At 71.6% G+C, this 25,819-nt stretch carries 20 protein-coding genes; 16 read left to right on the forward strand and 4 right to left on the reverse strand.

From position 1 onward, the window contains the following. The 13 genes from ilvC to LDO26_RS15950 all read left to right on the forward strand — a co-directional run bounded on the left by ilvC (position 1) and on the right by LDO26_RS15950 (position 14,063). Positions 1 to 1,002, forward strand: a complete 1,002-nt coding sequence (gene ilvC, locus LDO26_RS15890; RefSeq protein ID WP_232132075.1) for a ketol-acid reductoisomerase — start codon at positions 1 to 3, stop codon at positions 1,000 to 1,002. Further along, positions 1,002 to 2,774: an acetolactate synthase 2 catalytic subunit gene (gene ilvG / locus LDO26_RS15895; RefSeq protein ID WP_232132076.1), complete on the forward strand. Its 1,773-nt coding sequence runs from the start codon at positions 1,002 to 1,004 to the stop codon at positions 2,772 to 2,774. The genes ilvC and ilvG overlap by 1 nt, the downstream gene beginning before the upstream one ends. After that, positions 2,758 to 2,994, forward strand: coding sequence for an ACT domain-containing protein (locus tag LDO26_RS15900; protein ID WP_232132077.1), 237 nt, complete (start codon positions 2,758 to 2,760; stop codon positions 2,992 to 2,994). Before ilvG ends, LDO26_RS15900 begins: the two co-directional genes overlap by 17 nt. After that, a complete protein-coding gene (locus LDO26_RS15905) occupies positions 2,985 to 3,923 on the forward strand; it encodes an aminotransferase class IV (protein WP_232132078.1) in 939 nt (312 codons plus the stop codon). Before LDO26_RS15900 ends, LDO26_RS15905 begins: the two co-directional genes overlap by 10 nt. A 7-nt stretch (positions 3,924 to 3,930) precedes the next feature. Further along, the gene (locus LDO26_RS15910) at positions 3,931 to 5,112 is read left to right on the forward strand and encodes a threonine dehydratase (protein ID WP_232132079.1); all 1,182 of its coding nucleotides are present in this window, start codon (positions 3,931 to 3,933) and stop codon (positions 5,110 to 5,112) included. After that, positions 5,109 to 6,659 (forward strand): 2-isopropylmalate synthase, encoded by a 1,551-nt coding sequence (locus LDO26_RS15915; RefSeq protein ID WP_232132080.1) that lies wholly within the window; start codon positions 5,109 to 5,111, stop codon positions 6,657 to 6,659. The genes LDO26_RS15910 and LDO26_RS15915 overlap by 4 nt, the downstream gene beginning before the upstream one ends. A 56-nt stretch (positions 6,660 to 6,715) precedes the next feature. Next, on the forward strand, positions 6,716 to 8,140 hold the full coding sequence (gene leuC / locus LDO26_RS15920) for a 3-isopropylmalate dehydratase large subunit (RefSeq protein ID WP_232132081.1): 1,425 nt from the start codon (positions 6,716 to 6,718) through the stop codon (positions 8,138 to 8,140). Positions 8,141 to 8,338: 198 nt separating this feature from the next. Further along, positions 8,339 to 8,932 (forward strand): 3-isopropylmalate dehydratase small subunit, encoded by a 594-nt coding sequence (leuD, locus tag LDO26_RS15925; RefSeq protein ID WP_232132082.1) that lies wholly within the window; start codon positions 8,339 to 8,341, stop codon positions 8,930 to 8,932. Continuing rightward, on the forward strand, positions 8,922 to 10,010 hold the full coding sequence (leuB, locus tag LDO26_RS15930; protein ID WP_232132083.1) for a 3-isopropylmalate dehydrogenase: 1,089 nt from the start codon (positions 8,922 to 8,924) through the stop codon (positions 10,008 to 10,010). The genes leuD and leuB overlap by 11 nt, the downstream gene beginning before the upstream one ends. 149 nt (positions 10,011 to 10,159) lie before the next feature. Next, the gene (gene ilvD / locus LDO26_RS15935; protein ID WP_232132084.1) at positions 10,160 to 12,013 is read left to right on the forward strand and encodes a dihydroxy-acid dehydratase; all 1,854 of its coding nucleotides are present in this window, start codon (positions 10,160 to 10,162) and stop codon (positions 12,011 to 12,013) included. 164 nt (positions 12,014 to 12,177) lie between these two features. Next, on the forward strand, positions 12,178 to 12,402 hold the full coding sequence (locus LDO26_RS15940) for an AbrB/MazE/SpoVT family DNA-binding domain-containing protein (protein ID WP_232132085.1): 225 nt from the start codon (positions 12,178 to 12,180) through the stop codon (positions 12,400 to 12,402). After that, positions 12,399 to 12,797 (forward strand): type II toxin-antitoxin system death-on-curing family toxin, encoded by a 399-nt coding sequence (locus tag LDO26_RS15945; protein ID WP_232132086.1) that lies wholly within the window; start codon positions 12,399 to 12,401, stop codon positions 12,795 to 12,797. The genes LDO26_RS15940 and LDO26_RS15945 overlap by 4 nt, the downstream gene beginning before the upstream one ends. A 51-nt stretch (positions 12,798 to 12,848) precedes the next feature. Continuing rightward, positions 12,849 to 14,063 (forward strand): sensor histidine kinase, encoded by a 1,215-nt coding sequence (locus LDO26_RS15950; protein ID WP_232132087.1) that lies wholly within the window; start codon positions 12,849 to 12,851, stop codon positions 14,061 to 14,063. Here LDO26_RS15950 and LDO26_RS15955 read toward each other — a convergent pair. From LDO26_RS15955 to LDO26_RS15965, 3 genes are all read right to left on the reverse strand, one after another. Next, positions 14,003 to 16,450: a ligand-binding sensor domain-containing protein gene (locus LDO26_RS15955; RefSeq protein ID WP_232132088.1), complete on the reverse strand. Its 2,448-nt coding sequence runs from the start codon at positions 16,448 to 16,450 to the stop codon at positions 14,003 to 14,005. The genes LDO26_RS15950 and LDO26_RS15955 overlap by 61 nt on opposite strands. A gap of 151 nt (positions 16,451 to 16,601) precedes the next feature. Continuing rightward, entirely contained in the window at positions 16,602 to 19,805 is a 3,204-nt protein-coding gene (locus tag LDO26_RS15960) for an efflux RND transporter permease subunit (RefSeq protein WP_232132089.1), read from the reverse strand. Between the two features lie 448 nt (positions 19,806 to 20,253). Further along, complete coding sequence (locus LDO26_RS15965) at positions 20,254 to 21,399, reverse strand: efflux RND transporter periplasmic adaptor subunit (RefSeq protein ID WP_435594111.1); 1,146 nt, start codon at positions 21,397 to 21,399, stop codon at positions 20,254 to 20,256. 114 nt (positions 21,400 to 21,513) lie between these two features. Between LDO26_RS15965 and LDO26_RS15970 the strand changes: the two genes are divergently transcribed. The 3 genes from LDO26_RS15970 (at position 21,514) to LDO26_RS15980 (ending at position 24,365) form a co-directional block, all read left to right on the forward strand. Then, complete coding sequence (locus tag LDO26_RS15970; protein WP_232132090.1) at positions 21,514 to 22,194, forward strand: TetR/AcrR family transcriptional regulator; 681 nt, start codon at positions 21,514 to 21,516, stop codon at positions 22,192 to 22,194. A gap of 127 nt (positions 22,195 to 22,321) precedes the next feature. Next, on the forward strand, positions 22,322 to 22,984 hold the full coding sequence (locus tag LDO26_RS15975; RefSeq protein ID WP_232132091.1) for a protein-L-isoaspartate O-methyltransferase family protein: 663 nt from the start codon (positions 22,322 to 22,324) through the stop codon (positions 22,982 to 22,984). Positions 22,985 to 23,003: 19 nt separating this feature from the next. Continuing rightward, complete coding sequence (locus LDO26_RS15980) at positions 23,004 to 24,365, forward strand: TolC family outer membrane protein (RefSeq protein ID WP_232132092.1); 1,362 nt, start codon at positions 23,004 to 23,006, stop codon at positions 24,363 to 24,365. A 12-nt stretch (positions 24,366 to 24,377) separates the two neighbouring features. On the opposite strand, the gene waaA is transcribed toward LDO26_RS15980, so the two are convergent. After that, positions 24,378 to 25,715: a lipid IV(A) 3-deoxy-D-manno-octulosonic acid transferase gene (gene waaA / locus LDO26_RS15985; RefSeq protein WP_232132093.1), complete on the reverse strand. Its 1,338-nt coding sequence runs from the start codon at positions 25,713 to 25,715 to the stop codon at positions 24,378 to 24,380. Positions 25,716 to 25,819 lie beyond the last annotated feature (104 nt).

Below are 25,819 nucleotides of genomic sequence, written 5' to 3' on the forward strand. Positions count from 1 at the left end.
ATGAGCAACACCAGACCCACCATCGCCATCGTCGGCTACGGCAGCCAGGGCCGCGCGCACGCGTTGAACCTGCGCGACTCCGGCTTCGACGTCACCATCGGCCTGCGTCCCGGCGGCCCGACCGAGCAGAAGGCGAAGGCCGACGGCTTCATCGTCAAGACGCCGGCCGAAGCGGTTGCCGATGCCGACCTGGTCGCGGTGCTGACCCCGGACATGGTGCAGAAGCAGCTGTACAACGAGGTGCTGGCGCCGCACATGAAGCCCGGCGCCTGCCTGCTGTTCGCGCATGGCCTGAACGTGCATTTCGGCATGATCGCGCCGCGCGACGACCTGGACGTGGTGCTGGTCGCGCCGAAGGGCCCGGGCGCGCTGGTCCGCCGCGAGTACGAGATCGGCCGCGGCGTGCCGTGCATCTACGCGGTCGAGCAGGACCGCAGCGGCCACGCCGAGCAGCTGGCGCTGACCTATGCCGCGGGCCTCGGCGGGGCGCGCGCGAACGTCATCAAGACGACGTTCAAGGAAGAGACCGAGACCGACCTGTTCGGCGAGCAGGCGGTGCTGTGCGGCGGCGCCTCGTCGCTGGTGCAGGCCGGCTTCGAGACGCTGGTGGAAGCCGGCTACCAGCCGGAGATCGCGTACTACGAGGTGCTGCACGAACTGAAGCTGATCGTCGACCTGTTCTACGAGGGCGGCATCACCCGCATGCTGGAATTCATCTCCGAGACCGCGCAGTACGGCGACTACGTCAGCGGCCCGCGGGTCATCGACGCCAGCGTCAAGGCACGCATGAAGGACGTGCTGACCGACATCCAGAACGGCACGTTCACCAAGAACTGGGTCGCCGAGTACGAGGCCGGCCTGCCGAACTACAAGCGCTTCAAGCAGGCCGATTTCGATCATCCGATCGAGAAGGTCGGCAAGGAGCTGCGCGCGAAGATGGTCTGGCTGAATGCCCAGGCCGACACCGACGCCGCGGCCCAGACGCAGTCCGAGGCCGCCTGATGAACGGCGCCCGCTGGCTGGTGCAGGCGCTGGAGGCCGAGGGGGTCGACACGATCTTCGGCTATCCGGGCGGCGCGATCATGCCGTTCTACGACGCGCTGCACGGCGCATCGCTGAAGCATGTACTCGTCCGTCACGAACAGGGCGCGGCGTTCGCCGCGAACGGGTTCGCGCGGGCCAGCGGGCGCGTCGGCGTGTGCGTGGCGACCTCCGGTCCGGGCGCCTCGAACCTGGTGACCGGCATCGCCGACGCGATGCTCGACTCGGTGCCGATGGTCATCATCACCGGCCAGGTGGCGACGCCGCTGCTGGGCACCGATGCGTTCCAGGAGCTGGACACGTTCGGCATGACCCTGCCGATCGTCAAGCACAGCTTCCTGCTGCGCAGCGTCGACGAACTGCCGCGGGTGGTCGCCGAGGCCTTCCGCATCGCCCGCTCCGGGCGGCCCGGGCCGGTGCTGATCGACCTGCCCAAGGACGTGCAGATCGGCGACGCCTCGCACCTGGGCGCGCACGTGCCGTCGCAGGCCGACACCATGCCGGCCTGCGCGGATCCGTCGCTGCACGAGGCCGCGGCACTGATCGCGCAGTCCGAGCGCCCGGTCGTCTACGGCGGCGGCGGCATCGTGCTGGGCGATGCGCTGGAGGCGTTCCGCGAGTTCGCCGACCTGACCCGGATCCCGACCGTGCTGACCCTGCGCGGCCTCGGCGCGCTTCCCGCCTCGCACCCGGCCAACCTCGGCATGCTGGGCATGCACGGCGCGCGCGCGGCCAACCTGGCGGTGCAGGAGTCGGACCTGCTGATCGTCGTCGGCGCGCGCTTCGACGACCGCGCCACCGGCAAGCTGGCCGAGTTCGCGCCGCATGCGCGCGTCGTCCATCTCGACGGCGACGGCTGCGAGATCGGCAAGCTGCGCGCCACCGATGTCGCGGTGTGCGGCGACGTCGCCGCCAGCCTGTCTCGGCTGGCTGCACCGTGCGCGGCGCAGCAGGAAGGCCGCCACGCGGCCGCGCGCACGGCCTGGCGGACGCTGTGCAGCGAACGCCGGGCCCGGTTCGGTGCGCGCTACGACGCCCCCGGCGACAAGGTGTTCGCGCCGGCGCTGCTCAAGCGCATGAGCGAGCTGGCGCCCGACGCCGTGGTCGCCTGCGACGTCGGCCAGCACCAGATGTGGGTGGCGCAGCACTGGCGCTTCGACCATCCGCGCAAGCACCTGACCAGCGGCGCGCTCGGCGCGATGGGCTTCGGCCTGCCGGCGGCGATCGGCGCGCAGCTGCAGGATCCGTCGCGGCGCGTGGTCTGCGTCAGCGGCGACGGCTCGTTCCTGATGAACGTGCAGGAACTGGCGACGCTGCGCCGCTACCGCCTGCCGGTGAAGATCGTCCTGCTCGACAACCAGGCGCTGGGCATGGTGCGGCAATGGCAGGAACTGTTCTTCGAGCGCCGCTATTCGGAAATCGACCTGTCCGACAACCCAGACTTCGCCGAGGTCGCGCGCGCGTTCGGCATCACCGCGCTGTCGATCGAACGCGCCGACGAGGTCGAGGACGCGCTGCAGGCGCTGCTCGACGCGCCCGGCCCGGCGCTGCTGCACGTCGCCATCGACACCGCCGCCAACGTCTGGCCGCTGGTGCCGCCCAACCACAACAACGCGCAGATGCTCGATGCCGACGAGGCGACCTCGCTCGACACCGGTGCACCGGCCGTCGCGCCGCCCACGTCCACCCCCACGCCATCCGCCAAGGAAACGACCCATGCGTTACCAGCTTGACATGACCCTGCGCCGCGCCGAGGGCGCACTGATCCGGGTGCTCGGCACCACCGAACGGCGCGGCTTCCGCGCGGTGTCCCTGGAAGGCGACGCGCCGGACGACGGCGACCGCTGGAACCTGCGCATGACCGTCGAGAGCGAGCGCCCCGACAGCGCGCTGCGCGGCCAGCTGGCCAAACTCTACGACTGCCTGTCGGTGGAGATGCAGCCATGTCGCTGAACGCAGCGCAGGCGGCCGCCGCCACCGTCACCCCCATCCGCCCGGACCAGGAGGCCGGCGGCGCGGACCGGCCGCGGGCCTGGTTCGATGGCGCCCTGTGCGACATCGACGCGCTGCAGGCCGGCCTGACCACGCACGCGATGCACTACGGCAGCGGCGTGTTCGAGGGCATCCGCGCCTACGCCACCGCCGACGGCGGCGCCGCGGTGTTCCGCCTGCCCGAGCACATGGCGCGCATGCGCAAGGGCGCGTCGCTGCTGGGCATGGCCTTCGACCCGTCACAGGCGACGGAAGCGGTGCTGGCGACGCTGCGCGCCAACCGCCACCGCGACGCCTACATCCGCCCGCTGGCGTGGTTCGGCGAGGGCAGCTTCGGGCTGGACGTCGAGGGCCACACCGAACACCTGATGGTCGCCACCACCGCGACCCAGGTACATCTCAACGGCACCCGCGCCCGGCTGGGCATCAGCACGTGGCGACGCAATCCGGCCGATTCGCTGCCGCCGCTGAAGCTGTGCGGCGCCTACGTCAACTCGATCCTGGCCAAGCGCGAGAGCAAGGCCCGCGGCTTCGACGAGGCGCTGTTCACCGACCGCGACGGTTTCGTCGTCGAATGCACCGGCGCCAACGTGTTCATGGTCAAGGGCGGCCGGGTGACCGCGGTCGAGCACCGCGACGCGCTGCCGGGCATCACCCGCGACACCCTGATCGCGCTCAGCGGCGCCGAGTCGCGTGCGGTCACGGTCGAGGAACTGCTGGACGCCGACGAGGTGTTCGCCTGCGGGACCGCGGCCGAGGTCGCGCCGGTGGCGGAGATCGAGCACCGCCGTTACGACGGCAACCCGGTCAGCACCGAACTGGGTGCGCTGTACCGGCGCGTCGTGCGCGGCGAGGAACACGTCGCCAGCGGCTGGCTGACGGCGGTCTGAGCCTGCCATGACGGATTCCGACGTACGCCGCCCACCCGAAGTCACCGCCAGCGACGTGCTGGCGGCGCAGGCGCGGCTGCGTCGCTATCTCGACGTCACCCCGATGCACTACGCCGAGCGCTTCGGCTGCTGGCTGAAACTGGAGAACCTGCAGCGCACCGGCTCGTACAAGGTGCGCGGGGCGATGAACGCGCTGCTGGCCGCGCGCGAACGCGGCGACGACCGCATGGTCATCACCGCCTCGGCCGGCAACCACGCCCAGGGCCTGGCCTGGGCCGCATACCGGCTGGGCATGCCGGCGATCACGGTGATGCCGAAGAACGCGCCGGAAACCAAGATCGCCGGTGTCGCCCACTGGGGCGCGGCGGTGCGCCTGCACGGCGACACCTACGACGAGGCCAAGGCCTTCGCCGCGGAACTGGCCGCGCAGAACGGCTTCCGGCTGCTGTCGGCGTTCGACGATGTCGACGTCATCGCCGGCCAGGGCACGGTCGGGCTGGAGATCGCGGCGGCGCTGACGCCGGACGTGGTCATCGTGCCGATCGGCGGCGGCGGGCTGGCGTCTGGCGTCGCGCTGGCGCTGAAGTCGCAGGGCGTGCGCATCGTCGGCGCGCAGGTCGAAGGCGTCGACGCGATGGTGCGCCTGCTGCGCGGCGACGACAGCGTGCGCGAGCCCGCGGTCACGCTGGCCGACGGCGTGCGGGTCAAGGAGCCCGGCCACATCACCCGGCACCTGCTGGCCGGGCTGCTGGACGACCTGGTGATCGTGCGCGAGGCCGAGCTGCGCGAGACCCTGGTGCGGCTGGCGCTGGAGGAGCACGTGATCGCCGAGGGCGCCGGCGCGCTGGCGCTGGCGGCCGGCCGCCGCGTCGCCGGCAAGCGCAAGTGCGCGGTGGTCTCTGGCGGCAACCTCGATGCCGCGGTGCTGGCGCGGCTGCTGTCGGAAGTCCGGCCGCGGCCGCCGCGCAAGCCGCGCAGGCGGGTGCGCGAGACCGAGGCCGCGCAGGCGGTCGTCGCCGCGCCGCCGCTTGCGGTGCCGCGCCGGCGCAACGACCTGGCGGCGGCCGCCGTTGCCGCCACCGGCGAGGAACCGCGACTTCGCCGCGCCGCGCTCCCCGCGAGCGCCCCGACCGCAAGCCCGACGCCCGACCGCACGCCGAACCGAATTCCCGAGGAACTTCCCGCATGACCCCGCAAGACACCATCCGCATCTTCGACACCACCCTGCGCGATGGCGAGCAGTCGCCCGGCTGCAGCATGACCCCGCAGCAGAAGGTGGTGATGGCGCGCGCGCTCGCCGAGCTGGGCGTGGACATCATCGAGACCGGCTTCCCGGCCAGCTCCGAATCCGACCGCGAGGCCGCGAAGCTGATCGCGCGCGAGATCCGCACGCCGACGCTGGCGGTGCTGTCGCGCTGCCTGCCGGCCGACATCGAGGCCTCGGCGCGCGCGCTCGAAGGCACCGCCAATCCGCGCCTGCACATCTTCATCTCCACCAGCCCGCTGCACCGCGAGCACAAGCTGCGCATGAGCCGGCAGCAGGTGCTGGACCTGGCCGCGGCCAGCGTCGAGCACGCGCGCCGGCTGGTCGACGACGTCGAGTTCTCGACCGAGGACGGCACCCGCACGGAAGAAGACTTCCTGGCCGAGGTGATCGGCGCGGCGATCGCGGGCGGCGCGGGCACCATCAACGTCCCCGACACCCTGGGCTACACCACGCCCGAGGAGATGCGCGGGCTGTTCCAGCGCCTGATCGCCACGGTCCCGGGCGCGCGGGACGTGATCTTCAGCGCGCACTGCCACGACGACCTGGGCCTGGCGGTCGCCAACTCGCTGGCCGCGATCGAGGGCGGCGCGCGCCAGGTCGAGTGCACGGTCAACGGCATCGGCGAGCGCGCCGGCAACTGCGCGATCGAGGAACTGGCGATGGCGCTGAAGGTGCGCAACGCCTTCTACGACATCGACACCCGCCTGGACACGCGCCTGCTGGTCCCGACCTCGCAGCTGCTCAGCCGCCTGACCGGCATGCAGGTGCAGCGCAACAAGGCGATCGTCGGCGACAACGCGTTCGCCCACGAGTCCGGCATCCACCAGCACGGCATGCTGCGCCACCGCGGCACCTACGAGATCATGAATCCCTCGGATGTCGGCTGGCCCGACTCGAAGCTGGTGCTGGGCCGCCACAGCGGCCGCGCCGCGGTCGGCCACCGCCTGCGCGCGCTGGGCTACACGCTGGAGGACGCGCAGATCGACCAGGTGTTCGCCGCGTTCAAGGCGCTGTGCGAGCAGCAGCGCGTGGTCGACGACGACGACCTGGAGGCGCTGATGCAAGGCGACCTGCACGGCCAGGGCTGGCGCCTGGCGTCGATGACGGTCAGCGACCGCGGCCAGCGCGCCAGCGCGCAGGTCGAGCTGTCGGCGCCCGACGGCACCCGGGTCAGCGAGAGCGCGCTCGGCGACGGCCCCGTGGATGCGCTGTTCGCCGCGCTGGCGGCGGCGACCGGCGTCGAGCTGTCGCTGCAGAGCTACCAGGTGCACAGCGTCGGCATCGGCCGCGACGCGCGCGGCGAGGCCAACCTCGGCGTGCGCCACGAAAGCGCGCCCGGCCGGAGCTGCGACTACGAAGGCAGCGGCACCAGCCGTGACATCATCGAGGCCAGCGCGCTGGCGTGGCTGGATGTCGCCAACCGCATCCTGCGCACCCGTGCGCCGCAACCGGTCGCGGCCAGCGCATGAGTGCCACGACCGCCACACCGTCCGCCAGTCCCTTCTCCGCAGACCAGCCAGACGCCATGACCTCCCCACCCCGTACCCTGTTCGACAAGCTGTGGGACGCGCACGTCGTGATCCCCGAAAGCGAGGCCGCGCCCGCGGTGCTGTACATCGACCTGCACCTGATCCACGAGGTCACCTCGCCGCAGGCGTTCACGGAACTGCGCGAGCGCGGCATCGCGCCGCGGCGCCCGGACCGCACCAAGGCAACGATGGACCATTCCACGCCGACCCTGCCGGCCGACGCCGACGGCCGCCTGCCCTACGCGACCGACGCCGCGCGCGCCCAGGTCGAGATGCTGGCGCGCAACTGCGCCGAGCACGGCATCGAGCTGTTCGACATGGCCTCCGACCAGCGCGGCATCGTCCACGTCATCGCCCCGGAACAGGGCTTCACCCTGCCGGGCATGACCATCGTCTGCGGTGACAGCCACACCTCGACGCATGGTGCGTTCGGCGCGCTGGCGTTCGGCATCGGCACCAGCGAGGTCGGCAACGTGCTGGCGACGCAGTGCCTGCTGCAGCGCAAGGCCAGGACGATGGCGATCACCGTGGACGGCGACCTCGCACCGGGCGTGGGCGCCAAGGACGTGATCCTGCACGCGATCGGCGTCATCGGCGTCAACGGCGGGACCGGCCACGTCATCGAGTACCGCGGCTCCACCATCGAGGCGATGGACATGGAGCAGCGCATGACCCTGTGCAACATGTCGATCGAGGCCGGTGCGCGCGCCGGCATGGTCGCGCCCGACGAGGTGACCTTCGACTGGATCGCGCGCACGCCGCGCGGCCCCAAGGGCGCCGCGTTCGACGCCGCCGTGGCGCGCTGGCGCGAGCTGCGCAGCGACGCGGGCGCGCGTTTCGACGTCGAGGTCCGCATCGACGCCGCCGACATCCGCCCGACGCTGACCTGGGGGACGCATCCGGGCACCGCGATCGGCGTCGACGTGCCGATCCCCGCCGCGGCCGACGTCGCCGCGCAGAAGGGCCTGGACTACATGCACCTGCAGGCCGGCGACACCCTGGCCGGCACCCCCGTCGACGTGGTGTTCGTCGGCTCGTGCACCAACGGCCGCCTCGGCGACATGCGCGACGTCGCCACGGTGCTGCGCGGGCGCCGTGTCGCGCCGAACGTGCGCATGCTGGTCGTGCCGGGCTCGGAGATCGTCAAGCGGGCCGCCGAGGCCGAGGGCATCGATGCGGTGGTCCGCGCCGCCGGCGCCGAATGGCGTGAGCCCGGCTGCTCGATGTGCATCGCGATGAACGGCGACCTGGTCGCACCGGGGCAACTGGCGGTGAGCACCAGCAACCGCAACTTCGAGGGCCGCCAGGGGCCGGGCTCGCGCACGCTGCTGGCCTCGCCGGTCAGCGCCGCCTGGGCCGCGGTGCGCGGCGTGGTCGCCGATCCGCGCGAACTGTTCGCCGACCGTCGGGAGGTGGCGTGATGCAGCGCATTCGGCCACGGATCGACGCGGATCAACGCGGATCAAAGCATCCTTGTTTCCAGCCCTTGCAGCACCGTCATTTCCGCGAAGGCGGGAATGACGAGCGTACATGGCCCTTGCCAACGCATTGATCCTGCAAATCGTTTTTTATCCGCGCCTATCCGCGTCAATCCGTGGCCAAAAATAGAACCCCAGACCATGCAGTCCAACACCCGAGTCGTCTCCGCCAGCGTCGTGCTGCGCGAGACCAACATCGACACCGACCAGATCATCCCCGCGCGCTTCCTGTCGACGACCGAGCGCAAGGGCCTGGGCCGGCACGCCTTCAACGACTGGCGCTGGCAGGCAGACGGCAGCCCGAACCCGGCGTTCGCGTTCAACCGGCCAGAGAACGCCGGCCGCTCGATCCTGATCGCCGGGCGCAACTTCGGCTGCGGCTCCTCGCGCGAGCATGCGCCGTGGGCGCTGCGCGACCTGGGCCTGCGCGCGATCGTCAGCAGCGAGATCGCCGACATCTTCCGCAACAACGCGCTGAAGAACGGCCTGCTGCCGATCGTGCTGCCAGAGGCCGACGTGCAGGCGCTGATGGCGCGGCCCGACGACGTGCTGGAGATCGACATCGCCGCGCGCGAACTGCGCACGCCCGATGGCCGCGTCCATTCCTTCCCGCTGGACGCGTTCGCGCGCACCTGCCTGCTCGAGGGCGTCGACGAGATGGGCTACCTGCTGGCGCGCGACGCCGAGATCCGCAACTACGAACATACCCATGAGGACCGCATCCATGCACGCTGACATCGTGGTACTGCCCGGCGACGGCATCGGCCCGGAAGTGACCGCGGCCGCGGTCGAGGTGCTGCAGGCCGTGGAACGCCGCTACGGCCACCGCTTCACCCTGCACGAGCACCTGATCGGCGGCGCGGCGATCGACGCCACCGGCAAGCCGCTGCCCGACGCAACCCTGGCCGCCGCGCGCGACGCCGACGCGGTGCTGCTGGGCGCCGTCGGCGGGCCGAAGTGGTCGGACCCGAACGCATCCGTGCGTCCCGAGCAGGGCCTGCTGGCGATTCGCAAGGCGCTGGGCCTGTACGCCAACCTGCGCCCGACCCGTCCGCACACCGCGACGATGGGCGCCTCGCCGATCAAGCCGCACCTGCTGGCCGGCGTCGACCTGCTGGTGGTGCGCGAACTGACCGGTGGCATCTACTTCGGCGCGCGCACCCGCACCGCCGAGTCGGCCAGCGACCTGTGCAGCTACAGCGTCGCCGAGATCGAACGCGTGGTGCGCCGCGCCTGCCTGCTGGCACGCGGCCGCCGCGGCCACGTGACCTCGGTCGACAAGGCCAACGTGCTGGAGACCTCGCGGCTGTGGCGCGACGTCGCCAGCCGCGTCGCGCGCGACGAGTTCCCCGACATCACCCTGGAACACCAGCTGGTCGACTCGATGGCGATGCACCTGCTGTCGAAACCGCGCGCCTTTGATGTCATCGTCACCGAGAACATGTTCGGCGACATCCTGACCGACGAGGCCTCGATGCTGGCCGGCTCGCTGGGCCTGCTGCCGTCGGCCTCGCTCGGCGAGGGCAGCGTCGGCATGTACGAGCCGATCCACGGCTCGGCGCCGGACATCGCCGGCCGCGGCATCGCCAATCCCTACGGCACGATCCTCAGCGCCGCGCTGCTGCTGCGCTACTCGCTGGGCCTGTCGCAGGAAGCGGCCTGCATCGAGCAGGCGGTCGACGATGCGCTGGAGGCCGGCGTGTTCAGCGCCGATCTCGCGGCCGGCGGCGCCGCGCGCTCCACCGGCGAGGTCACCGCGGCGGTGCTGGCGCGCATCGAGACCACCTGCCAGGTCAACGAACTGCGCGACTGAGCCGCGCACCGGCCGCCCCGCCTGCCGTGCCGGCCGCACAATGCCGGCACGGCACGGCGGCACACCCGCACCGGGCACCCGCACCAGGCCGTTCCCGCCAACGCCGGCCGCCGCCGGCCATTCGCCAGACCCATTGCAGACCCCGCCCGATGCCCGAATACCGCTCACGCACCTCCACCCACGGCCGCAACATGGCCGGCGCCCGCGCGCTGTGGCGCGCGACCGGCATGACCGACGGCGACTTCCACAAGCCGATCGTCGCGATCGCGAACTCGTTCACCCAGTTCGTGCCCGGCCATGTGCACCTCAAGGACATGGGCCAACTGGTCGCGCGCGAGATCGAGCGCGTGGGCGGCGTGGCCAAGGAGTTCAACACCATCGCCGTCGACGACGGCATCGCGATGGGCCACGACGGCATGCTGTATTCGCTGCCGAGCCGCGAGCTGATCGCCGACGGGGTCGAGTACATGGTCAACGCGCACTGCGCCGATGCGCTGGTGTGCATCTCCAACTGCGACAAGATCACGCCCGGCATGCTGATGGCGGCGCTGCGGCTGGACATCCCGGTGGTGTTCGTCTCCGGCGGACCGATGGAGGCGGGCAAGACCCGGCTCGCCGATGGCACTGCCAACGGGCACAAGCTCGACCTCGTCGACGCGATGGTCATCGCCGCCGACCCGGACGCCTCCGACGAACAAGTCGCGGCGGTCGAGCGCAGCGCCTGCCCGACCTGCGGCTCCTGCTCGGGCATGTTCACCGCCAACTCGATGAACTGCCTGACCGAGGCGCTGGGCCTGTCGCTGCCCGGCAACGGCACCCTGCTGGCGACGCACGCCGACCGCGAGCAGCTGTTCCTGCGCGCCGGCCGCACCGCCGTCGAGCTGTGCCACCGCTGGTACGGCGCCGAGGACCCGGCCGCGCTGCCGCGCGGCATCGCCACGTTCGAGGCGTTCGAGAACGCGATGACGCTCGACATCGCGATGGGCGGCTCGACCAACACCATCCTGCACCTGCTGGCCGCGGCCCAGGAGGCCGGCGTCGATTTCACCCTGGCCGACATCGACCGGCTGTCGCGGCGCGTGCCGCAGCTGTGCAAGGTCGCGCCGAACACGCCCGACTACCACATCGAGGACGTGCACCGCGCCGGCGGGATTCCCGCGATCCTCGGCGAACTGGCGCGCGGCGGCCTGCTGCACGTCGACGTGCCGACCGTGCACAGCGCGACGCTGGGCGAGGCGCTCGCGCAATGGGACATCGGCGTCAGCGACGACGATGCGGTGCGGACGTTCTTCCGGGCCGGCCCGGCCGGCATCCCGACCCAGACCGCCTTCAGCCAGGCCACGCGCTGGGACACGCCCGACGCCGACCGCGCGACCGGCTGCATCCGCGACGTCGCCCACGCGTTCTCGGCCGAGGGCGGGCTGGCGGTGCTGACCGGCAACCTCGCCGTCGACGGCTGCGTGGTCAAGACCGCCGGCGTCGACCCGTCGATCCACGTGTTCGAAGGCCCGGCGCGGGTGTTCGAAAGCCAGGACGCGGCGGTGGCCGGCATCCTCGGCGACGTGGTACAGCCGGGCGAGGTCGTGGTCATCCGCTACGAGGGGCCGAAGGGCGGCCCCGGCATGCAGGAGATGCTGTACCCGACCTCGTACCTGAAGTCGAAGGGGCTGGGCAAGAAATGCGCCCTGCTGACCGACGGCCGCTTCTCGGGCGGCACCTCGGGCCTGTCGATCGGCCACGCCTCGCCGGAGGCTGCCGCCGGCGGCACCATCGGCCTGGTCCAGGACGGCGACCGCATCCGCATCGACATCCCGCAGCGGCGCATCGACCTGCTGGTCGACGACGCCGAACTGGCCCTGCGGCGCGAAGCCCGGGACACGGCCGGCTGGAAGCCCGCGCAGCCGCGCCCGCGCAAGGTCACCGCCGCCCTGAAGGCCTACGCGCTGCTGGCGACCAGCGCCGACAAGGGCGCGGTGCGGAACCTGGCGCTGCTCGAGGATTGAGCGGCCGAGCGTAGTCCGCACGCCGACGGCGGCCGCTGCTGCGCATGCGATCCGCTGCCGGCCTCTGAACGCCCGGCATCGCGACCGCGCGAGGGACTTGACGAAACAAGGGGCGAGCGGCGTAATTACGTTCGTAATAACTCCGCCACGACAGGGAACCCGCCATGACCGCACTCAAGCTGACCCGCATCGGCAATTCGGTGGGCGTCGTGCTGCCCAAGGAAGTCCTGTCGCGGCTGCGTCTGGAGGCCGGGGATTCGCTGCACCTCAACGAGGCGCCCGGCGGCTATCTGATTTCCGCCTACGACGCCGAGTTCGAGCGGCAGATGCGCGTCGCGGAGAAAATCATGCGCGAGAACCGCGACGTGCTGCGCCAGCTGGCGAAGTGAACGGCATCGTCTGGCTGCAGGCGCCGGTGGTCGAAGCGATCCACCTGCGCCAGCTTGCCGAACATGGCGGTGCCACCGGCGTGCGCGACCGCGGCCTGTTCGAAACCGCGCTGGCGAAGCCGCTGCAACTTGCCAGCTATGGCGATCCGCCGCCCGACCTGTGCGCGCTGGCAGCGGCCTACGCGCACGGCATCGCGCACCTGCATCCCTTCGTCGACGGCAACAAGCGCACATCGCTGGTCGCGGCCCTGCTGTTCCTGCGGCTCAACGGCATCGACATCGATGCCCCGCAGCAGGACCGCTATCTGGCCTGGATCGCGCTTGCGGCCGGCGACCTCGACGAATCCGCGCTCGCCGCCTGGCTCCGGGAGCGTCTCCGCCCGGTGGATGCCTGAGCGCGGCTCGCTCCCACCGCAGCGAACGGATACGCCGACGATAATGCCGCGATGACGCCGCACCGCTTCCCCGCCCAACGCCCGGTGGCCGCAGCGCTGATCGCCACCGGCCTAGTCCTGCTGGGGCTCAGCCACGTCCGCTACGGGCTGGCGGCCCAGTCGGCCAGCGTCATGCTCAGCATCCTGCCGCTGTTGTTCGCAGGGCTGCTGCTGGGCCGCCGCGGGCTGTGGGCAACGGCCATCGCATACCTGGCGGTCCTGCTGCTCGGTGCGTGGACGGACCTGCAGCGCGGCGGGGCGGATACCGGCGCGCTCCGCGAGATCGTCTCGCACCTGCTGCAGCCGGTGCTGGCCAACGCGATCGTCGCGCTGATCCTCGACCGGCTGATCCTCAAGTCGGACATCAGCGACCGGCGCAACCGCGAGCTGACGCTGCTGTGCCGGCAGCTCGAGCTCGAGATCCGGGACAAGGAGGATTCGCAGGCGCAGTTGCTGCAGTCCCAGCGCATCGACGCGCTCGGCAAGCTCGCCAGCAACGTCGCGCACGACTTCAACAACCTGCTGGGCGTCGTGCTCGGCTTCGCGCAGCGCGGACTGCGCCACCGCGGCGTCGACGACGAGACGCGGTACTGCCTGCAGCGGATCGAGGCGGCGACGCGGCGCGGACGGGACCTGACCGGGCGGCTGCTGACGCTCGCGCGCAACGATGCGGCAGTGCGCGAGACCTTCGACGCCAACGCGGTGCTGCACGAACTGATGCCGATGCTGCACTCGATCGCCGGCCCCGGTGTCGAGGCGCAGGCGGCGCTGTGCGACCGGCCGGCCTGGATCCGCATGGACCGCACTGAGTTCGAGGCCGCCGTGCTCAACATCGCCAAGAACGCGGTCGACGCGATGCCCGGTGGCGGCCGCTTCACACTCGCGACCGGCGTCGACGACGGAAAGGTCCTGCTCCGCCTGGCCGATACCGGTCACGGCATGCCAGCGGAGATCCGGGCGCGGATCTTCGAGCCGTTCTTCACCACCAAGCCGCGCGAGCGCGGCTCGGGGATCGGCTTGGCGATGGTGCACCGGATCGTCGCCGAGGCCGGCGGAAAGATCGACTGCGACAGCGTTCCGGGCGAGGGCACGCGCTTCGTCGTGCACCTGCCGCTGCAGCCACCGCCCGCCGACGGCGCCGCCGGCCCGGCGCCGGGCGGCACCGCTCATTCCGACGCGCGGCCATCTCCCAGTCTCGCGCGGGCGCGTTCGACGACCGCATCGTAATCGCCGCCGTGGACGCGGCGCTCGCGCGTCGCCCACAACAGGCACAGCAGGCCGGCGAGACTGGCGGCCAGCCAGATCCAGTCGCGGCGATACCATGGCACCGGGCGATCGAAGCGCAGCACCACGGACTTCGACCAGTCGCCGTCGAGATAGCGCGCCTGCACCTCGAACCGGCGTTCGCCCCACGGGACATCGGGCAACAGGAGGTTGCGGCCGGCGTCGGCCTCCAGCCAGTCCGCACCTTCGCCGATCCGGTAGCGGATGCGGGTGCGCTGCGGATCGGCCAGGCCGATGACGCCGACCACGATCTCGAGATTGGCCGCGTCCACGCCGAACCGCGGCAGGTCGAAGGGATCGAGCTCGCGCCCCGAGATCCTCACCCGGTCCACATACGGCGTCGGCGGCCGGCGCGCCGCCACGGCGAAGTGCGACGGCTCGACGAGCGCGAACCCGCGGATCATCGCGAACAGCTTGGTGCCGCCGGCGTCGGTCCGGCAAGCCGAAGCCGTGCCGCCGTTGAATTCCACGGGGTCCAGGCCGTCGGCGGTACCGATGGTCATCAGCCGTGGACCGGTGGCGGCGATCGGACGTTCCAGCAGCACCGAGAGGCCACGGTTGCCCGCCAGCCACAGCCGCCCGTCGCGATCGGGCAGGATGCACGACACGGTGTCGTCGAACAGCCCGTCGGCGGTGGTATGGCGCACGACGACACCGTCCTGGATGTGGACCAGTCCGCCGCCGTAGGTCCCGATCCACAGGCCGTCGTCGTCCTCGTGGAGGGCGCGCGCGAATGGCGGCACGCCGTCCTCGGCGGTCCAGCGCTCGACCACCACGTCGTCGACCAGCCGGAACACGCCACGATCGCCCACGAACCAGACGCCGCCGGCGCGTGCGTCGACCATCTTGGCGATGCTCATGCCCGACAACGCGTCGAGCCGGCTCGCCTCGTGCACGCTGCCGTCGGCTTCCATCCGCAGGCGGTAGACGTTGCGCAGCGTCGCCGCCCACCAAGCGCCGTCGCGCGAGCGCCAGACCCCCAGCATCGCTTCGCCCGGCCAGTGCCAGGCCCGCTCCAGCACGCCGTCGTGGAAACGGCCGAGGCCGGCGTTCGACGTGCCGATCCACAGCGCATCGGAGGCCTCGTCGTGGAACAGGCTGGAGATGCAGGCATCGTCGAGCACGTCCTCGACCGGCAACCGGCGCGTCTCGCCGTCCGCGCGCCGGTGCCATAGGCCGGCGCAGCCGAACCCCAGCCACAGCCCGCCGTGGCCGTCGCCCTCGACCACGCGCCCCGGCGCCCGTCCGCCCAGGCCCGGCGCATGCAGCATCGCCACGCGCGCCGGCCGCATCCGCCACAATCCTTGGCCGGTCGTGCCGATCCAGGTGTTGCCTTCGTCATCGAGGTGCACGACGCGCACGTGCAGCGACTCGGCGCCCTGCACCGGCTGCTCGCGGCCGTCGCCGGCGAGCATGCGCAGCCCGGACACCTCGTCGGAAATGTAGACGCGGCCGTCGTTCGACGGTATCAGCTGGGTCTCGAACGGCAGACCGGTCCTGACCAGGGTCCATTCGCCGGTCGAGGGCCGGTAGCGGTAGAGGGTGCGGTCGCTGAGGACGAGCCACAACAGGTCCGGCGCCGCGACTATCCGACGGACGACCGTGCGTCCGTCCGGCAGCGGGACGCGCACGCCGCCGGAGCGCGACAGCCGCCACAACCCGTCCTGTCCCCCGGCATAGAGTTCGCCGTCGGCCATTGGCGCGACCGAGTCGAACGCGTTGTAGGCGTCCAGGTAGGTCCGGGCCTGCAGGGTGTCGGTGTCGACCCGGAACACGCCCTGGGTGCTCAGGATCCACAGCGTCCGGTCGTCAGCGCGGACGAAATGGTTGACCTGGCAGCGTCCGCCGCAGAGGGGCAGTTGCCTGAAACGGCCATGTTCGAGCAGGCCGACCCCCGCTTCCTGCGTGCCGATCCAGAGCCGGCCGCGGTCGTCCTCGTGCAGGGCGAGTATGCGGCTGCTCGCCGGCCCGCGGTCGCGGCCGTCGCCCTGGACCTGCCCGACGGAACCGAAGATGCGGAACTCCCGCCCATCGAAGCGGACCAGGCCGCCGAACGTGCCCAGCCACAGGAAACCGTCGCGAGTCTGCAGCATCGCGTTGACGCTGGCCTGCGGCAGGCCCTGCTCGTCGCCGTAGTGGCGCAGCGTGTTGCGGTAGTCGGGATCGAGCCGGGCGACCTGCGTCGTGCCGGCGAGCGCGGGCGCGGCAAGCGCGCAGGCGGCCGGCAGCAGCCAGCCGAACAGCCGGGCGCGGCGGACGATGGCGGACGCGCCGGATCGGCGCGCGGCAGGCGGCGACGGATGCGTCGCTTCGACGTGCGCGGCAGGCAAGCGTGGTTCCCCTCGTGTCGGTGCCGCAGCGGCCCCCTCCCCGCCCGTCCGGCGCGCAGAGATTACCCCAGCCGGCCGCGACCGTCGCGCCGGGACCGCCGGGAACGCGCCCCGTTCGCGGCAACCGCCCGCCGCGGCCGCAGGGGCGGGATCAATCGTCGCCGGCAGCGCCGTGGCCGGGATGCGCACCGGAATGGTCCGGCTCGTCGCGCCGCACCCGGAACCATGCCGCGTACAACGCCGGCAGGAAGGTCAGCGTCAGCAGCGTCGCGACCGTCAGCCCGCCCATGATCGCCACCGCCATCGGCCCGAAGAACACGCTGCGCGACAGCGGGATCATCGCCAGGATCGCGGCGAGTGCGGTCAGCACGATCGGCCGGAAGCGACGCACGGTGGCGTCGATCACCGCGTCCCAGCGCGCATGGCCGGCGGCGATGTCCTGCTCGATCTGGTCGACCAGGATGATCGAGTTGCGCATGATCATGCCGGCCAGCGCGATCGTGCCGAGCATCGCGACGAAGCCGAACGGCACCCGGAACACCAGCAGGAACAGGGTCACGCCGATCATGCCCAGCGGCGCGGTCAGCAGCACCAGCGCGCTGCGCGAGAAACTGCGCAGCTGCAGCATCAGCAGCGTCACCACGACCAGCAGGAACAGCGGCAGGCCGGCCTTGATCGAGTCCTGGCCCTTCCCCGAGTCCTCGACCGTGCCGCCGGTCTCGAGCAGATAGCCCTCGGGCAGCGCCTCGCGGATGCCGGCCAGCGTCGGCAGGATCTGCGCGACCACGGTCGGCGCCGTGGTGGCGTCGCGGATGTCGGCGCGCACGGTCACCGTCGGCAGGCGGTCGCGGTGCCAGATGATGCCATCCTCGAACGCCGGCTCCAGCCGCGCGACCTGCGCCAGCGGCACCGACTGCCCGCTGGCGGTGGGCACCGCGAGACTGTCCAGCATCGCCAGCTGCGCGCGCTCGTCGGCGTCGCCGCGCATCAGGATGCCGATCAGCTCGTTGCCCTCGCGGTAGGTGCTGACCTGCAGGCCCGACAGCGAGCCGGCGAGGAACTGCGCCAGCTGCTGCGAGCTGACGCCGAGCGCGCGCGCGCGCTCCTGGTCGATGACCAGCCGCACCACCTTGCTGGGCTCGTCCCAGTCGAGGTTGACGTTGGCCACGTGCGGATTGGCGCGTACCTGCCCGGCGACCTCGCGCGCGATCGCGCGCACCCGCTCGGCGTGCTCGCCCGAGACCCGCAACTGCACGGGATAGCCGACCGGCGGGCCGGTCTCGAGCCGGGTCACGCGCAGCTGCAGCGTCGGGAACTGCGGCGCGACCTCGTCGATCAGCCAGCTGCGGATGCGTTCGCGCGCGGCGACGTCCGAGGCCATCACCACGAACTGGGCGAAGTTCGCCTGCGGCAACTGCTGGTCCAGCGGCAGGTAGAACCGCGGCGAGCCGGTGCCGACGTAGGCGACGTAGTTGTCGATGCCGGCACGGCCCTGCAGCAGCGCCTCCAGCCGGCGCGCGTTGTCCTCGGTGGCGCGCAGCGAACTGCCCTCGGCCAGTTCCATGTCCACCATCAGCTCCAGCCGGGTGGAATCGGGGAAGAACTGCTGCGGCACGAAGCGGAACAGCGCCAGCGACAGCACCAGCAGCAGCACCGTCGCGCCGATCACCAGCCAGCGCATGCGCAGCGTCCAGTCCAGCAGGCGGCGGAACCGGCGGTAGAAAGGCCGCGCGTAGGGGTCGGCGTCATGCGCTCCCGGCTCGCGCGGCGCCAGCGCGAACGCCAGCGCCGGCCAGCGGTCGGCCAGCGACCGGCGCCATGCACGCCAGCGCGCGGCCGGCGAGCCGGGACGCGGCGGCTGCGGATGCGCGAGGTCGGGCAGCATCTTCTCGCCGAGCAGCGGAATGAACAGCACCGCCGCGATCCACGACACCACCAGCGCGATCGTCACCACCTGGAACAGCGAGCGGGTGTACTCGCCGGTGCTCGAGGCCGCGGTCGCGATCGGCAGGAAGCCGGCGGCGGTGACCAGGGTGCCGGTCAGCATCGGGAACGCGGTGTGGCTCCAGGCGTAGCTTGCCGCCTTGAGCCGGCTGTCGCCCTGCTCCATGCGGATGGCCATCATCTCCACCGCGATGATCGCGTCGTCGACCATCAATCCCAGTGCCAGCACCAGCGCGCCGAGCGAGATCTTGTGCAGGCCGATGCCGAACTGGTGCATCGCGATGAAGGTCATCGCCAGCACCAGCGGGATCGAGACCGCCACCACCAGCCCGGTGCGCAGGCCCAGCGACAGGAAGCTGACCAGCAGCACGATGACCACCGCCTCGGCCAGCACCTTGACGAACTCGCCGACCGAATCGCGCACTGCGCGCGGCTGGTCGGCGACCCGCCGCAACTGCAGGCCGGCCGGCAGCGTGTCCTGCAGCCGCGCGAACTCGCGTTCCAGGGTGCGGCCGAGCCGCAGGATGTCGCCGCCGTCGTGCATCGCCACCGCGATGCCGATCGCGTCGTCGCCCATGAAGCGCATCCGCGGCGCGGCGGGGTCGGCGAAGCCGCGGGTCACGGTCGCGATGTCGCCCAGCCGCACCGTACGGTCGCCGGCGCGCACCGGGAACGCGCGGATCGACTCGACCGAATCGAACGCGCCGTCGACGCGCAGCTGCACGCGCTCGTCGGCGGTCTCGAAGAAGCCCGCCGGCACCACCGCGTTCTGCTCGGCCAGCGCCTGCTGCACCGCCGCCATCGGGATGCCGAGCGTGGCCAGCCGGGTATTGTTGACCTCGATCCACACCCGCTCGTCCTGCAGGCCGACCAGCTCGACCTTGCCGACGTCGGGCAGGCGCTGCAGCGCGCGCTGGATGCGGTCGGCGTAGTCCTTCATCAGCGCGTAGTCGAAGCCCTCGCCGCTGAGCGCATAGATGTTGCCGAAGGTGTCGCCGAACTCGTCGTTGAAGAACGGCCCGACGATCTCCTGCGGCAGCGACGGCCGCAGGTCGCCGACCTTCTTGCGCACCTGGTACCAGAGCTCGGGGATCTCCGAGGAGCGCATCGAATCGCGCGCCATGAAGATGATCTGCGACTCGCCCGGGCGCGAGTACGAGCGGATCAGCTCGTAGTCGCCGGTTTCCATCAGTTTCTGCTCGATCCGCTCGGTGACCTGCTGCGCCACCTGGTCGGCGGTCGCGCCCGGCCACAGCGTGCGCACCACCATCGCCTTGAACGTGAACGGCGGATCCTCCGACTGGCCGAGCTGCATGTACGACCAAGTGCCGGCCAAGGCGACGACGAGCATCGCGTAGAGCACCAGCGCACGGTTGCCGAGCGCCCACTCGGAGAGATTGAAGCGGGTCATCGGTGATACCGCGGGCTGAGGACGGGGGAGCACCAACTCGAGCCCCTCTCCCGCTGGCGGGAGGGGGGTTGGGGTGAGGGTGCATCACCCGCCATGCCCCCACCCATCCTCCCCTGCAAGCGGGGGAGAGGCGCAGGTGCCATGCGGCATCGGCGCTGAAGCGCGAAGCGCCGGCTCGAGCCCCTCTCCCGCTGGCGGGAGAGGGGTTGGGGTGAGGGTGCCCTGCCCGCCATGCCCCCATCCATCCTCCCCTGCAAGCAAGGGAGGCATGCAGGTGCCATGCGGCATCGGCGCTGAAGCGCGAAGCGCCGGCTCGAGCCCCTCTCCCGCTGGCGGGAGAGGGGTTGGGGTGAGGGTGCCCTGCCCGCCAGGCCCCCACCCATCCTCCCCCGCAAGCGGGGGAGGGGCGCAGGTGCCATGCGGCATCGGCTCACGGTGACGGCCTGCCTCATTTCCGAGGCACCGGCTTCGGGGTTTCGGGTTCTATGGGGCGATTGTCGCGGTCCACCGGCGCGACGACCTGCCCCTCCCGCAGCAGGTGTCCGCCGGCGGCGACCACCAGCGTCTCGGCCGTGACGCCATCGTGGACCGCGACCGCATGCTCGCCATAGGCACCGATGGTCACCGGCACCCGGCGCAGCGCCCGCGTCTGCGGGTCGACCACCCATACCGCCGCCCTGTCGCCTTCCGCGTCGCCGGCCCCAGGCTGGATCGCCGACAGCGGCACCGACAGCGCCGCTTCGGCGCCGTTGCCCGACAGATACACCCGCGCGCTCTGACCCAGTTCCACCGCGGCGTCGTCCGGCAGCGTCAGGGCGACCCGCGCGGCATAGGTGCGGGTCTGCGGGTCTGCGGCGGCGGCAATCTCGCTGATCCGGCCCTCGTAGCGTTCGCCCGGCCGGTTCCACAGCTCGACGCTGGCGGGCTGTCCGACCCGGAACCCGGCGATGCGCGACTCGGGCAGCGCGATCGCGACCTCGCGGCCGTCGTCGCCGGCCAGCGTGTAGATGGTCTGTCCGGCGCCGACGATCTGCCCGGCCTCGGCCTGACGGCTGGCGATCACGCCATCGCGCGGTGCCCGCAGCCGGGTGTAACCGGCTTGGTTGCGGGCCACGTCGGACTGGGCGCGCGCTGCGCGCACCTGCGCCTGCGCCGCCTTGTAGGCCGCGTCCTGCGCGTCCATCGTCGAGCGGCTGACCAGTTGCTGCTCGGCCAGCCGTGCGTAGCGCGCCTGGTCGGTCCGCGCACGCGCGTGCTCCGCTTCCGCGGCGCTCAGCTGCGCCTGCGCCGATTGCGCCTGCAGCCGCAGGTCGCCCGGATCGATCTCGGCCAGTACCTGGTCGCGTTGCACGTGTTCGCCGGCATCGACCAGCCGGCGCACCAGATGCCCGCCCACCTGGAACGCCAGCGCACTTTCCTCGCGCGCGCGGATTTCGCCGGCGTAGGCGCCGATCCCGTCGTTGGCGAGATCGCCGGGACGCACCACCAGCACCGGGCGGGGCGCCTCCGCCGGTGGCGTACCACCGCCACAGGCGGCGAGTACGAGCAGGACCGTACCGGCGAGTGCCGGCAGGCGCCAACGGCGCGTGCGCAATGCGCGGGAATGACAGGGGGTGCTCGCGTCCAAGCCGGTCTCCGGGGCGGATCCATTAATAAACTGGTGCGTATAGTATCTGGATACAAAACCCGTTGGTATAGTATTCCGGCAATGTCGACGCCCGCCCCCCTGCCCGATCCCGCCCCCCAGTCGCGTGCTGCGGCCGGACCCGGCCGCCCCAAGGATCTGGCCAAGCGCGCCGCGATCCTGGAAGCCGCCGAGCGCATGTTCGCCCAGCAGGGCTACGAAGGCGTCAGCATGGACCAGATCGCCGCCGAGGCAGGCGTGTCCAAGCTGACCGTCTACAGCCATTTCGGCGACAAGGACACGCTGTTCACCGCCGCCGCGGCCGCTTACTGCGAGCAGCGCCTGCCCTCGTCGATCTTCAGTCCGTCGCCGGAAACGCCGCTGCGCACGCGCCTGCTGCAGGTTGCCGACGCCTTCTTCACGATGGTCAGCGAGCCCGAGGCGCTGGCCGGCCACCGCCTGCTGTGCACGCCGCAGATGGTCGAGAAGCGGCTGGCGCGCGCATTCTGGGAAAGCGGGCCGATGCGCGTCCAGGGCGACTTCGCCGCGCTGCTGGAGCGTCGCATCGAGATCGGGGAACTGCAGATCGACGACGTCCCGCTGGCGGCCTCGCAGTTCTTCGTGCTGGTCAAGGGCGACCTGCACATGCGCATGGTGCTCGACTGCGAGGGCCGCGCCGGTTGCGCGGAGCAGCGCCAGGCGCACCTGGAGGCGGCCGTCGACATGTTCCTGCGCGCGTATGCGCGCGATGGACGCCAACGCTGACCACCCGATGTCCGCATGTCGGGAGTCGCGGTGACTTCCGGCACTGCGCCCGCGGCAGGCCCGCCGCGATGATGGAAACAGGCCTGCCCCGCTAGAATTGCGCGCAGGCGAAACAGGAACCGACAAGATGACGATCGACTACGCCAAGGCCCGCGAGGCGATGGTGGAACAACAGGTCCGGCCGTGGGACGTGCTGGACGTCCGCGTGCTCGACACGATCGCGCGCGTGCCGCGCGAACTGTTCGTGAACGAGGCGCACCGCGCGCTGGCCTACGCCGACCTCGAACTGCCGATCGGCCACGGCGAGACGATGCTCAAGCCCGTCGTCGAGGGCCGGGCGCTGCAGGCGCTGGCCTTGTCGCCGGGCGACGAAGTGCTGGAGATCGGCACCGGCAGCGGCTACCTCGCCGCCTGCCTGGGCAATCTCGCCCGCGATGTGGTCAGCCTCGAGCGCCACGCCGATCTGGCCGAAGCCGCGCAGGACCGCCTGGTGACCCAGGCGATCAGCAACGTGCAGGTCATCGCCGCCGACGCCTTCGCATGGGAGACCGAACGCCGCTTCGACGCGATCTGCGTCGGTGGCGCGGTCGACACCATTCCCGCGCGCTTCCTGCAGTGGCTGCGTCCCGGCGGCCGCATGTTCATCGTGCGCGGCCGCGAGCCGGCGATGGAAGCCGTACTGGTCCATCGCGAAGGCGACGACGTCAACGCGCCGCGCATCGAATCGTTGTTCGAGACCGGACTGGCGTATCTCGCCGGGGCCGCCCCCGTGCCGCAGTTCTCCCTCTGATCGCCCGAAGGATTCCCCGATGTTCCGCCGCCCCCTGTTCCTGTCGCTCGCCCTCGCCCTGACCTCCAGCCCGCTGCTGGCCGCCGACCTGGTCCAGACCTACGAGCTGGCCCGCACCAACGACCCGACCCTGTCGATCGCCGAATCGCAGCGCCTGTCCACCAGGGAAGGCGCGGTGCAGGCGCGCGCCGCGCTGCTGCCGCAGATCAATGGCAGCGCATCGCTGACCGACAGCCGCGCCGCCGGCGTCTCCGGCTACGGCCGTACGCGCAGTACCGGCGTCAACCTCGGCCAGACCCTGTTCGACTGGGGCCAGATCTCGACGCTGCGCTCGCAGCGTGCGCTGAGCACGGCCGCCGACTTCCAGCTCGAGGCCGACAACGACTCGCTGATCACGCGCACCGCCGCGGCCTATTTCGACGTGCTGATCGCCACCGAAACGCTGGCCGCCGCCGAGGCCGCCGAAGTCGCGTTCCGGCGCCAGTTCGACTTCGCCGACAAGCGCCTGGAAGTGGGCCTGGCCCCGATCACCGACGTGCACGAGGCCCGCGCGCAATACGACAGCGCGCGCGCCAACACGCTGGTCCAGCGCAATGCGCTGCAGGACGCCTACCAGGCGCTGGCCGAGATCACCGGCACACCCATCAGCAACCTGCGCGGCCTGCCCGACGACTTCACGCCGCAGCTGCCGGAGGGCCGCGATGCCGAGGCCTGGGTCGCGACCGCGCTCGACCAGAACCCGCAGCTCAAGGCGCTGGAGTACCAGGTCACCTCTGCCGGCCACAATGTCACCGCGGCCAAGTCCGGCCACCTGCCGACGCTGGACCTCGGCGCCAGCTACGGCAGGAGCGACAGCTGGGGTGAACTGAGCCAGGGCACGCAGCAACGCGAATCCGAGACAAACAGCATCGGCCTCACCCTGACCGTGCCGATCTTCAGCGGCGGTGCGACCCAGTCGCGGGTACGCCAGGCGATCGCCCAGCGCGACATCGCCGCCGACCAGTTCGAGGCCCAGCGCCGCGCGATCGAACGCAACACCCGCAGCGCCTACCAGAACCTGGTCGCCGGCATCACCGAGGTCGAGGCGCGCCGGCTGGCGCTGGTCTCGGCCAACGCCGCCTACGAGGCCTCGCAGGTCGGCCTGGAAGTCGGCACGCGTACCGTCATCGACGTGCTGATCAACCAGCAGACCCTGTTCTCGGCGCGCCAGCAGTACGCGTATGCCAAGTACAACTTCCTGCAGAGCCGGCTGCTGCTGGAGCAGGCCGCGGGCACGCTGGACATCTCCAACCTGCAGGACGTCAACCGCCAGCTGACCGTCGACGTCGACGGCATCAGCGCCTCGACCGGTACCGTCGACGGCACGCTGCCGCAGCAGTAAACCCCCGGATCGTCAGACCAGGAACGGCGCGGACCCGATCCGCGCCGTTTTCGCGTCCGGCGCCGGCAGGTCGGGTTCCACCAGCGCCAACGTGCGCGCCAGTGCGCCGCGGCCCGCGGTGAACAGCGCGCGGCCGGCCTCGCCCGCCGCGGTGCGTGCGGCCGGGTCGGCCAGCAGCTCCGCCAGATGCGCATGCACGGCGTCGGCATCGGCACCGATCCGCAGCGCACCGACGCGCTCGAGCTGGCGGGCGATGTCGGTGAAGTTCTGCAGGTGCGGGCCGGTGACGATGGCCACGCCGAGCGCGGCCGGCTCCAGCAGGTTGTGGCCGCCGATGTCCTGCAGGCTGCCGCCGACGAAGGCGACGTCGGCGCAGGCGTAGAAGGCGCCGAGTTCGCCCAGCGTGTCGAGCACGAACACGGCGTCGCCGGCGTCGGGCCAGCGGGTCAGCGCGCGCGTCGCCACCGTCCAGCCGGCCTCGATCGCCTGCTGCGCGGCGCTGCGGAAGCGCTCGGGATGGCGCGGCGCCCAGATCAGCAGCAGGTCCGGCCAGCGCTGGCGCAGGCGACGGTGGATGTCGATGACCGCCGCCTCCTCCTCCGGATGCGTGCTGGCGGCGATCCAGACCGGCCGGGTGCCGGCCTCGGCGCGGAACTCGGCGGCCAGCGCGTCGATCGCGGCGTGGTCGATGACGATGTCGTACTTGAGGTTGCCGGTCTCGACCACCGCCTCGCGCAGCGCGCCGAGCCTGACGAAGCGCCGGCCGTCGTCGGCCGACTGGGTGGCGACCCGGCGCACGGTGCGCAGCGCGCGCCCGACCAGCGGCCGCAGCACCCGGTAACCACGCAGCGAGCGCGCCGACAACCGCGCGTTGACGATGTACACCGGCACCCCGGCGTCGCGGCAGCAGAACAGCAGGTTCGGCCACAGCTCGGTCTCGACGATCAGCCCGATCTTCGGCCGGAAATGGGCAAGGAACCGGCGCACCGCGCCGCTGAGGTCATAGGGCAGGTAGACGTGCTCGACGCGGTCGCCCCACAGCGCGGCGACGCGCGCCGAGCCGGTCGGCGTGATCGTGGTCACCAGCAGGCGCCGGCCCGGGTCGCGCGCGAGCAGCGCGTTGATCAGCGGCGCCGCGGCATTGACCTCGCCGACCGAGACCGCATGCACCCACACCGGCGCGTCGATCGGCGGCGCGCGATAGATGCCGTAGCGCTCGTCCCAGCGCTGGAAGTACGCCGACTGGCGGAAGCCGCGCCAGATCAGGTGGTAGACCGTGACCGGCACCAGCACGTAGAGAAGGGCCGAATAGAGGCCGCGCAACAGTCGTTCGGTCAGGTCGGCCCGCATCGGCACAGGATAGGGGGGCCAGAGGGCAGGGGCCAGAGGCCAGGGGTCAGGGAGAAGCAAGTGTTTTTCCCCGGCCCCCGGCCCCCGGCCCCTGGCCCCTGCCC

Origin of the sequence: Proluteimonas luteida (assembly GCF_021191695.1) — a bacterium.
In the GTDB taxonomy this organism is placed as follows: Bacteria; Pseudomonadota; Gammaproteobacteria; order Xanthomonadales; family Xanthomonadaceae; genus Luteimonas; species Luteimonas luteida.

Bases quoted from the DNA above. Each gene is read 5' to 3' on its own strand.
- ilvC (WP_232132075.1), top strand. From the start codon at position 1: ATGAGCAACACCAGACCCACCATCGCCATCGTCGGCTACGGCAGCCAG.
- ilvG (WP_232132076.1), top strand. From the start codon at position 1,002: ATGAACGGCGCCCGCTGGCTGGTGCAGGCGCTGGAGGCCGAGGGGGTC.
- LDO26_RS15900 (WP_232132077.1), top strand. From the start codon at position 2,758: ATGCGTTACCAGCTTGACATGACCCTGCGCCGCGCCGAGGGCGCACTG.
- LDO26_RS15905 (WP_232132078.1), top strand. From the start codon at position 2,985: ATGTCGCTGAACGCAGCGCAGGCGGCCGCCGCCACCGTCACCCCCATC.
- LDO26_RS15910 (WP_232132079.1), top strand. From the start codon at position 3,931: ATGACGGATTCCGACGTACGCCGCCCACCCGAAGTCACCGCCAGCGAC.
- LDO26_RS15915 (WP_232132080.1), top strand. From the start codon at position 5,109: ATGACCCCGCAAGACACCATCCGCATCTTCGACACCACCCTGCGCGAT.
- leuC (WP_232132081.1), top strand. From the start codon at position 6,716: ATGACCTCCCCACCCCGTACCCTGTTCGACAAGCTGTGGGACGCGCAC.
- leuD (WP_232132082.1), top strand. From the start codon at position 8,339: ATGCAGTCCAACACCCGAGTCGTCTCCGCCAGCGTCGTGCTGCGCGAG.
- leuB (WP_232132083.1), top strand. From the start codon at position 8,922: ATGCACGCTGACATCGTGGTACTGCCCGGCGACGGCATCGGCCCGGAA.
- ilvD (WP_232132084.1), top strand. From the start codon at position 10,160: ATGCCCGAATACCGCTCACGCACCTCCACCCACGGCCGCAACATGGCC.
- LDO26_RS15940 (WP_232132085.1), top strand. From the start codon at position 12,178: ATGACCGCACTCAAGCTGACCCGCATCGGCAATTCGGTGGGCGTCGTG.
- LDO26_RS15950 (WP_232132087.1), top strand. From the start codon at position 12,849: ATGACGCCGCACCGCTTCCCCGCCCAACGCCCGGTGGCCGCAGCGCTG.
- LDO26_RS15960 (WP_232132089.1), bottom strand. From the start codon at position 19,805: ATGACCCGCTTCAATCTCTCCGAGTGGGCGCTCGGCAACCGTGCGCTG.
- LDO26_RS15970 (WP_232132090.1), top strand. From the start codon at position 21,514: ATGTCGACGCCCGCCCCCCTGCCCGATCCCGCCCCCCAGTCGCGTGCT.
- LDO26_RS15975 (WP_232132091.1), top strand. From the start codon at position 22,322: ATGACGATCGACTACGCCAAGGCCCGCGAGGCGATGGTGGAACAACAG.
- LDO26_RS15980 (WP_232132092.1), top strand. From the start codon at position 23,004: ATGTTCCGCCGCCCCCTGTTCCTGTCGCTCGCCCTCGCCCTGACCTCC.
- waaA (WP_232132093.1), bottom strand. From the start codon at position 25,715: ATGCGGGCCGACCTGACCGAACGACTGTTGCGCGGCCTCTATTCGGCC.